The sequence below is a fragment of the Streptomyces sp. NPDC001717 genome (assembly GCF_042892775.1).
In the GTDB taxonomy this organism is placed as follows: domain Bacteria; phylum Actinomycetota; class Actinomycetes; order Streptomycetales; family Streptomycetaceae; genus Streptomyces.
Genome location: NZ_JBIAUK010000042.1, coordinates 42,859 through 51,378, shown reverse-complemented (window position 1 = coordinate 51,378; position 8,520 = coordinate 42,859). Strand labels below are relative to the sequence as shown.

7 protein-coding genes, 5 tRNA genes and 1 pseudogene are annotated in these 8,520 nt (G+C 73.4%); 7 read left to right on the top strand and 6 right to left on the bottom strand.

What is annotated here, in order from left to right; translation table 11 throughout:
• Positions 1–275 precede the first annotated feature (275 nt).
• Together cobA and ACFYZL_RS37225 are read left to right on the top strand one after the other, a co-directional pair.
• Positions 276–1,508: a uroporphyrinogen-III C-methyltransferase gene (gene cobA, locus ACFYZL_RS37230; RefSeq protein WP_384596373.1), complete on the top strand. Its 1,233-nt coding sequence runs from the start codon at positions 276–278 to the stop codon at positions 1,506–1,508.
• Between the two features lie 42 nt (positions 1,509–1,550).
• Entirely contained in the window at positions 1,551–2,363 is an 813-nt protein-coding gene (locus ACFYZL_RS37225; RefSeq protein ID WP_384756297.1) for a TrmH family RNA methyltransferase, read from the top strand.
• Here the strand turns inward: ACFYZL_RS37225 and ACFYZL_RS37220 are convergent.
• Positions 2,313–3,585 (bottom strand): annotated as a pseudogene (locus tag ACFYZL_RS37220) (serine/threonine-protein kinase); the annotation flags it as partial. The gene ACFYZL_RS37225 and the pseudogene ACFYZL_RS37220 overlap by 51 nt on opposite strands.
• A gap of 563 nt (positions 3,586–4,148) precedes the next feature.
• Here ACFYZL_RS37220 and ACFYZL_RS37215 point away from each other — a divergent pair.
• The 3 genes from ACFYZL_RS37215 (at position 4,149) to ACFYZL_RS37205 (ending at position 5,883) form a co-directional block, all read left to right on the top strand.
• Positions 4,149–4,334: a hypothetical protein gene (locus tag ACFYZL_RS37215; RefSeq protein WP_384596364.1), complete on the top strand. Its 186-nt coding sequence runs from the start codon at positions 4,149–4,151 to the stop codon at positions 4,332–4,334.
• 225 nt (positions 4,335–4,559) lie between these two features.
• A complete protein-coding gene (locus ACFYZL_RS37210; protein WP_388685295.1) occupies positions 4,560–5,501 on the top strand; it encodes a phosphotransferase family protein in 942 nt (313 codons plus the stop codon).
• Between the two features lie 73 nt (positions 5,502–5,574).
• Positions 5,575–5,883 carry a zf-TFIIB domain-containing protein gene (locus ACFYZL_RS37205; RefSeq protein ID WP_384588586.1) on the top strand — a complete coding sequence of 103 codons (309 nt, stop codon included), beginning with the start codon at positions 5,575–5,577 and terminating at the stop codon, positions 5,881–5,883.
• A 55-nt stretch (positions 5,884–5,938) separates the two neighbouring features.
• Here ACFYZL_RS37205 and ACFYZL_RS37200 read toward each other — a convergent pair.
• The 5 genes from ACFYZL_RS37200 to ACFYZL_RS37180 all read right to left on the bottom strand — a co-directional run bounded on the left by ACFYZL_RS37200 (position 5,939) and on the right by ACFYZL_RS37180 (position 6,417).
• Positions 5,939–6,013: transfer RNA gene (locus ACFYZL_RS37200), tRNA-Val, on the bottom strand.
• Between the two features lie 52 nt (positions 6,014–6,065).
• Positions 6,066–6,137, bottom strand: a tRNA-Val gene (locus ACFYZL_RS37195).
• Positions 6,138–6,156: 19 nt separating this feature from the next.
• Positions 6,157–6,228, bottom strand: a tRNA-Val gene (locus ACFYZL_RS37190).
• A gap of 1 nt (position 6,229) precedes the next feature.
• Positions 6,230–6,303: transfer RNA gene (locus ACFYZL_RS37185), tRNA-Cys, on the bottom strand.
• A gap of 41 nt (positions 6,304–6,344) precedes the next feature.
• Positions 6,345–6,417 (bottom strand) — tRNA-Gly (locus ACFYZL_RS37180).
• 180 nt (positions 6,418–6,597) lie between these two features.
• Here ACFYZL_RS37180 and ACFYZL_RS37175 point away from each other — a divergent pair.
• On the top strand, positions 6,598–7,656 hold the full coding sequence (locus ACFYZL_RS37175) for a chorismate-binding protein (protein WP_384756304.1): 1,059 nt from the start codon (positions 6,598–6,600) through the stop codon (positions 7,654–7,656).
• Positions 7,657–7,669: 13 nt separating this feature from the next.
• A complete protein-coding gene (locus ACFYZL_RS37170; RefSeq protein ID WP_384756306.1) occupies positions 7,670–8,491 on the top strand; it encodes an aminotransferase class IV in 822 nt (273 codons plus the stop codon).
• Positions 8,492–8,520: the final 29 nt, after the last annotated feature.

Below are 8,520 nucleotides of genomic sequence, written 5' to 3'. Positions count from 1 at the left end.
GGATGTGCTGCGCACATCCAGCCCCGCCGGGCGGGATCTCCAGCCCCTCCGGCGTTTGAGGAGCGGGGCCCGGGGCGGAGCCCCGGTTTCGGGAAGGGGCGGGGTGGGGGACAAGCCGCCCGCAGGGCCCGCCCCGCGCCCCCGCCCCGGCCGGGCCGTATGGTGGACCCGCAGCAAGAACCCGCACGTCAGCACCCGCGCACCGCACACACCCCCGCCGCTCCAAAGCCGCAGCGGCAAGACAGAACACCGCCGCATCAGGAGCCGCATCCGCCATGGCCGACACCCCTGCCTACCCCGTAGGACTCCGACTCGCCGGCCGCCGCGTCGTCGTCATCGGCGGCGGCCAGGTCGCCCAGCGCCGCCTCCCCGCGCTCGTCGCGGCCGGCGCCGACGTCCTCCTGATCTCCCCCTCCGCCACCCCCTCCGTGGACGCCATGGCCGAGACCGGCGAGATCCGCTGGGAGCGCCGCCGCTACGAGGACGGCGACCTCGCCGGTGCCTGGTACGCCCTCATCGCGACCCGCGACCGCGCCGCCAACGACGCCGCCTCCGCCGAGGCCGAGCGCGAGCGGGTCTGGTGCGTCCGCGCCGACGACGCCGACGCCGCCACTGCCTGGACCCCGGCCACCGGCCGCGTCGAGGGCGTCACCGTCGCCGTCCTGAGCGGCAACGACCCCCGCCGTTCCGCCGCGGTCCGCGACGCCGTCGTGGAAGGCCTGCGCGACGGCTCCCTGACCGCCGCCCGCCCGCACACCCCCGGCGTCGCGCTCGTCGGCGGCGGCCCCGGCGACCCCGACCTCATCACCGTGCGCGGCCGCCGCCTCCTCGCCGAGGCCGACGTGGTCATCGCCGACCGGCTCGGCCCCCGCGACCTCCTCGACGAGCTCCCCCCGCACGTCGAGGTCATCGACGCGGCGAAGATCCCGTACGGCCGCTACATGGCCCAGGAGGCCATCAACAACGCCCTGATCGAGCATGCCAAGGCCGGCAAGGCCGTGGTGCGCCTCAAGGGCGGTGACCCGTACGTCTTCGGCCGCGGCATGGAGGAGCTCCAGGCCCTCGCCGAGCACGGCATCCCCTGCACGGTCGTGCCGGGCATCTCCAGCTCCATCTCCGTCCCGAGCGCCGTCGGCATCCCGGTCACCCACCGGGGCGTCGCACACGAGTTCACGGTGGTCAGCGGCCACGTCGGTCCCGACGACCCGCGCTCGCTCGTGGACTGGGCCTCCCTCGCCAAGCTCACCGGCACGCTCGTCATCCTCATGGGCGTCGACAAGATCGGCCTGATCGCCGAGGCGCTGGTCCGCCACGGCCGTTCGCCGCAGACCCCGGTCGCGGTCGTCCAGGAGGGCACCACCGCCGCCCAGCGACGGGTGGACGCCACCCTGGCCACCGTCGGCGAGCGGGTCCGCGCGGAGGAGGTCCGTCCGCCGGCCGTCATCGTGATCGGTGACGTCGTCCGGGTCAACGCTCCCGGTGACCCGCTTCCCGCCACCAACGCCTGACAGGCCGTTGGCACCGCACCCAGGACAAGGCAGTATCACCCTGTGGCTGATCTCATCACCGTCGAAGACCCCGACGACCCGCGCCTGCGCGACTACACGGGCCTGACCGACGTCGAACTCCGGCGCCGGCGCGAGCCCGCGGAAGGCCTCTTCATCGCCGAGGGCGAGAAGGTCATCAGACGTGCCAAGGACGCCGGGTACGAGATGCGGTCGATGCTGCTCTCCTCCAAGTGGGTCGACGTCATGCGCGACGTGATCGACGAGCTCCCGGCCCCGGTCTACGCGGTCACCCCGGAGCTCGCCGAACGCGTCACCGGCTACCACGTGCACCGCGGCGCCCTCGCCTCCATGCAGCGCAAGCCGCTGCCGACGGCCGACGAGCTGCTGGCCACGACCCGGCGCGTGGTCATCATGGAAGCGGTCAACGACCACACCAACATCGGTGCCATCTTCCGTAGCGCCGCCGCCCTCGGCATGGACGCGGTGCTGCTGTCGCCGGACTGCGCGGACCCGCTCTACCGGCGCTCGGTGAAGGTCTCCATGGGCGCGGTCTTCTCCGTCCCCTACGCCCGTCTCGACACCTGGCCCAAGGGCCTGGACTCGGTGCGCGAGGCCGGTTTCAAGCTGCTCGCGCTCACCCCGCACCAGAAGGCCTCGCCGATCGACGTGGCCGCTCCGCACTCCCTGGAGCGGGTCGCGCTGATGCTCGGCGCGGAGGGCGACGGCCTGTCCACACAGGCGCTGGTCGCGGCCGACGAGTGGGTACGGATCCCCATGGCGCACGGCGTGGACTCGCTGAACGTCGGCGCCGCTGCCGCCGTCGCCTTCTACGCGGTGGCCGGCGGCCGCTCCTAGGCGGGCGGCTCCGCTACAGCTTCTGGGCGGCGGCGATGCCCAGCGCGACGATCAGCGTCACCACGACGAACACGATCAGCCGCTGCCGCATCAACCGCGGGTCCGGCCGCGAAGGGCGCCGCCCCGTCCCGGTGGTCCGGGGCGCCGGGCGGCCCCCCGTGCGTCCCGAGGTCGGCCGCGAGGACGGGCCGCCGGAGCCCTGCGGGTGGCGGGAGGACGAGGGCCGCGAGTGCGGTCCGCTCGGGACCCCGCCCTTGCCCCGGGGCATGGTGCCGCCCCCCGTGCGGCGTTCCGCGCGCTGGTCGGCGTACGGTTCGGCGGGCTCGGGGAGCAGTCCCGTCGGTCGGTCGGTCCGGTCGGTCCGGGCGCGCTGGGCCGGCGGTCGGGTCTCGGAGAGCCCCTGGGCCTCGCGGGCCGCGATCTCCTTGAGCCGCATCGACAGCTGGAGCGTGCTGGGCCGGTCCTCGGGATCCTTGGCCAGGCAGGCCTGTACGAGCGGCGCGAGCGCGTCCGGGACCCCGTGCAGGTGGGGCTCCTCGTGCACCACCCGGTACAGCATGACCTCGGAACTGCCGTGCCCGAAGGGCGAGTCGGCGGTCGCCGCGTAGGCCAGGGTGGCGCCGAGGGCGAAGACGTCGGTCGCGGGGGTCACGGCGGCTCCGCGCACCTGCTCGGGCGCGAGGAAGCCGGGGGAGCCGACGGCGGTGCCCACATGGGTGAGCGTGCTCGCCCCGGTGGCCCACGCGATCCCGAAGTCGATGATCCGCGGGCCCTTGGGGGAGAGAAGGATGTTCGAGGGCTTGAGGTCGCGGTGGACGACCCCCGCCTCGTGCACGGCGACCAGGCCCTCGGACAGGGCGGCGCCGATCGCCGCGATCTGCGAGGCCGTGAGGGGGCCTTCCTCGGCCACCTTGTCGTGCAGCGAGGGCCCGGGGACGTACTGCGTGGCGAACCAGGGCCGCTCGGCCTCCAGGTCCGCCGCCACCAGCCGTGCCGTGCACCCGCCGCGGATCCGCCGGGCGGCGGACACCTCGCGGGCGAACCGGGAGCGGAACTCCTGGTCCTCGGCCAGATCGGGCCGGATCACCTTGAGCGCGACGCGCTGCCCCCGCCGGTCCGATCCCAGGTAGACCACACCCATGCCGCCGGCGCCGAGCCGTCGGTGCAGCCTGAACGAGCCGACGACACGCGGGTCCTCGCGCCGGAGCCGCATCATCGCCATGTCCACCCCGCTGGCCGGTCGTCCTGTTGACGTGGCACAGCTTACGGACCATCCGGCATGCGTGCTCAGAGGCCGCGCCCTCGCCGGGAGATTCGATCGTCAGTACGGCACAACACACTTGAGGGATCCTCAGGGAGTCCGCCCCGACCCGGCCGCCCGGTCCGGCGCGTTTCCAAACGGCTTGTGGACCAAGGGGATTGGGGGCGCGGACCGGCCGCCCGGGTGCATCCCGCTCCGCCGGGGCGCACCCGCGCGACCCCCGCACCGAGTCGATCTTGCCGAGGGTCGATGGGCGGACATCCGTGTGCAGGGAGTGACGGAAGTGAGCGAAGTCACTACGCTCCGGTCATCCCCTCCGGGAAGTCCCCCACTTACGGGGGACGGTCTCCACCCAGGGGAGTACACCGGGCACGGCCCGTCATCCTCCTGGAGGCCCGCCAAAGGGTACGAGGGCATGAGGCCACGGGACCCCCGCGCGCCTAGTGTTGAGGTCAAGCGGCGGGCAAGTGCTCTCGTCCCCCGAGGTCGAAGCCCGCCGCTGCCGAATCGACAGGGAGAGGATCATGGCGGACATCGCACGGCAGGGACGCAAGGCCTTCGCGTTCAACAGCCACGAGTCCGGTAGGCGCCATCCTCTGGTGGCCGCGGCCATGGTCCTCCCCCTGGCCGCCCTCCTGCTCTTCCTCTTCGGAGGCTTCGACCAGGTGGCGGCACAGGCGTCGTCCGTTGGCGTGATGCTGGGGCGCTGAGCGGCGCCCCGGGTCCGGGAGAGCGGCCCGGACCGGGACATCGGTCTGTCGAACCCCGTGGGGACGGGGGAGCGACGACGGACGGCAGGTGAAGGGTGCTGCCCGTACGACTGGGGAGTCGGACGGGCAGCACCCTTTTTCATGCCCTTCGTCCGGCCCCGATCCGGCCGGCCCGGCGTACGATCCCCAGGAGGCCGCTGTTGCACCAGCCACCCCGGGGTTCCCATGACCGACTCGCTGCCCGAGGCACTCGCCGCCTGTACCGCCCAGCCGCTCCCGTACGCCCTCCTCGCGGACCGGGACGACGGCACCGTGGTGCGCTGCGGGGAGGTCGTGGCCAAGGCCCATGCCGGGGACGCCGACCACGAGGCCCTCGCCGTACGCCTGCGGATCGCCGGTCACCAGGCACTGGGCGGCGTACTGCTGCCCCCGCTGCTCCCCGTGCCCGGCAGGGTGCAGGACCGGCCCGTCTCCCTGTGGCCGTACGGTGCCCCCGTCGACCCGCAGCGCCCCGAGGAGGCCCCCTGGGAGGCGACCGCCGCGCTCCTCGCGGCCCTCCACCGGACACCGCTCGCCGCCCTCCCCGGCCCGCTGCCGCCGATGCGCGGCCCCACCAAGCTCGCCCGCGCCCTGGACCGCCTGCGGAGGGCGGAGAAACTGCCCGCGGGCCCGGACCCGGGCGAGGTGCGCTCCGTGCGGGCCGCCGCGGCGACGCTCCCTGCCTGGGCGCGCGGGGAGGCGCAGGCGCCGCCCGGCGGAACGCTGTGCCACGGCGACCTGCACCTGGGGCAGCTGGTCCGGTACCCCGCCCCTCAGGGCCCCTGGTTCCTCATCGACGTGGACGACCTCGGGCTCGGCACCCCGACCTGGGACCTGGGCCGCCCGGCGGCGTGGTTCGCCGCCGGGCTGCTCGACCCGGGGGCCTGGCAGCGCTTCCTCGACGCCTACCGCGCCGCCGGCGGCCCGGCCGCGGGCCCGCCCGGCACCGATCCCTGGCCGGAACTCGACCTCGCCGCCCGTGCGCTCACCGTCCAGACCGCGGCCCTGGCGCTGGCCAAGGCGGCGGAGGGGCGGCGCCGGCTCGACGAGGGGGAGCGGCTGATGGTGGACGCCTGCGGCCGAATAGCGGCGCTCCCGGCCGACTTGGAACGAGAGCTTCCGTCGTAGGGTGAGCTCCGCGCCACCGGGCACGCATCCGGTCATCCGGTGGCCACGTCCACGCCGAGGAGTTGAACCGCCCATGCAGTGTCCGAAGTGTCACGCGATGATGCACACCTACAACCGCAACGGTGTCCAGATAGAGCAGTGCAGCGGCTGTCGCGGCATCTTCCTCGACTACGGCGAGCTGGAGGCGCTGACCCGCCTGGAATCCCAGTACACCGCCCAGCAGTACGGCCAGGTCCCGCCGCCCGCCGCACCGCCCGCCCCGTACCCGCCCCAGCACGTGGCCGCCGCCCCCGCCTGGGGCGCCCCGCACCACGGAGGCCACGGTCACGGTCACGGCCACCACCACCGCGGCGGATTCGGCCGGATGCTCTTCTCCTCCTGACGCGCAACCGGTGAACGCGGAAGCCCCGGCCGTCGAGACGGCCGGGGCTTCCGGATGGTGCGCGATACTGGGATTGAACCAGTGACCTCTTCCGTGTCAGGGAAGCGCTCTCCCGCTGAGCTAATCGCGCGGGCACCACGGCTGGAAAGCCGCAGGTCAAGCAGGTGTTCCATGGTACTGCGTGCGCGATACTGGGATTGAACCAGTGACCTCTTCCGTGTCAGGGAAGCGCTCTCCCGCTGAGCTAATCGCGCGGGGATCCTTGCGGACCAGTGGACGATACTGGGATTGAACCAGTGACCTCTTCCGTGTCAGGGAAGCGCTCTCCCGCTGAGCTAATCGTCCTTGGAGGTGGAGACGGGATTTGAACCCGTGTAGACGGCTTTGCAGGCCGTTGCCTCGCCTCTCGGCCACTCCACCATGGAGCTGCAGGGGTTCTCGGGAAGAAGACCCCCACTTCGAGCGGACGACGAGACTCGAACTCGCGACATCCACCTTGGCAAGGTGGTGCTCTACCAACTGAGCTACGTCCGCAGGTCACCGTGTTCGCTCCGGGGTTTTTCCCCTTCGCTCCCTGGCGACGTGTTGAACTCTAGCGGATTCCCGGGCCAGCTCAAAAACGCGTTTCCGCAGCGTGCTGCCGCTCGATCACCAGCGGTCACGCGACCGTCACCTCCCCGGCGCCGTCGCGTCACCGGTCATAGACTCGCAGCCGTGCACGACCTGCCTCCCATGGCCCGCTTCGGCGGCCTCCTCGCGACCGACCTCCGAGACGTCACCGGCGACCCCGGTGCCCTCGACTCCACCGGCTTCTGGGCGGTGGCCGCCGACTTCGAAGGGCGGCTCGTCTGCGCGCGCTTCGGGGACATACGCCCTGACCCCGTCCCCTCGCCCGTCCCCGGCGCCTGGCGCGGCCCCTCCGCCGACCAGTGGACCTCCTCCCTGGACCGCGCCGCGTACGTGGCGGGCGTCCGCCGCATTCGCGAGCACATCGCGGCCGGCGAGGTCTACCAGGCCAACCTCTGCCGCGTGATGTCCGCACCGCTGCCCGATCCCGAGGGCGCGGACGTCGACGCCCTCACGGCGCTCCTGGCGCGCGGGAACCCGGCTCCCTACGCAGGAACGATTCGGCTGCCCGCGCACGGCGTGGAGATCGCCACCGCCTCCCCGGAGCTGTTCCTGCGCCGGGCCGGCCGCCACGTCGAGTCCGGCCCCATCAAGGGCACCGGCCGCACCGCGGCCGACCTGCTCCCCAAGGACCACGCAGAGAACGTGATGATCGTGGACCTCGTGCGCAACGACCTCGGCCGGGTCTGCGCCACCGGCTCGGTCACCGTCCCCGAGCTGTGCGCCGTCGAGGAGCACCCGGGCCTGGTCCACCTCGTCTCCACCGTCAGCGGGGAACTCGCCGACGGCGCGGGCTGGCCCGAGCTCCTCGCGGCCACCTTCCCGCCCGGCTCCGTCACCGGCGCCCCCAAGTCCTCCGCCCTGCGCATCATCGAGGCCCTGGAGACCGTCCCCAGGGGCCCGTACTGCGGTGGGATCGGCTGGGTCGACGCCGACCGGGGCACCGCCGAGCTCGCCGTCGGCATCCGCACCTTCTGGATCGACCGAGAAGCCCCCGGCGGGCCGCGCCTGCGCTTCGGCACCGGAGCCGGCATCACCTGGGGCTCCGACCCCGACCGCGAATGGGCGGAGACCGAGCTCAAGGCCGCCCGGCTGCTCCGGGTAGCGTCGGGGGCGCATCAGGCGACAGGCCGAACGGGATCGTGAGAGGGGCCGCACGGTGAGCATCTGGCTCGACGGAGCACTTCGGGACGTGGACAGCGCGAAGGTGTCCGTCTTCGACCACGGGCTGACCGTGGGGGACGGCGTCTTCGAGACGCTGAAAGCGGAGCGGGGCCGCGCCTTCGCGCTCACCCGCCACCTCGAGCGGCTGACCCGCTCGGCCCGCGGCCTCGGCCTGCCCGACCCCGACCACGACGAGGTGCGCCGCGCCTGCGCCGCCGTGCTCGAAGCCAACCCGGTGGAACACGGGCGGCTGCGCGTCACCTACACCGGCGGCGTCTCCCCGCTCGGCTCGGACCGCGGAGACGGCGGCCCGACCCTGATCGTGGCCCTCGCCGAGTCCGTGCGCCGCCCCGACACCACGGCCGTCGTCACGGTGCCCTGGGTCCGCAACGAGCGCTCCGCGGTCGCCGGCCTCAAGAGCACCTCGTACGCGGAGAACGTCGTGGCGCTGGCCGCCGCCCACCGCGCCGGCGCCTCCGAGGCCCTCCTCGCCAACACCGTCGGCCGGCTCTGCGAGGGCACCGGCTCCAACGTCTTCGTCGTCCTCGACGGGCAGCTGCACACCCCGCCCCTGGCCTCCGGCTGCCTGGCCGGCATCACCCGCGCCCTCGTCGTGGAATGGTCCGGTGCCAAGGAGACCGACCTGCCCGTCGAGGTCCTGGAGCAGGCCGAGGAGGTCTTCCTGACCTCCTCGCTGCGCGACGTCCAGGCGGTCGTACGGATCGACGCGCGCGAGCTGGGCACGGCCCCCGGCCCGGTCACGACCGAGGCCATGCGGATCTTCGACGCGAAGGCCGGCGCGGATCTCGATCCGTGAATCCCGGTGACGCGGGCCCGCGGGGCAGG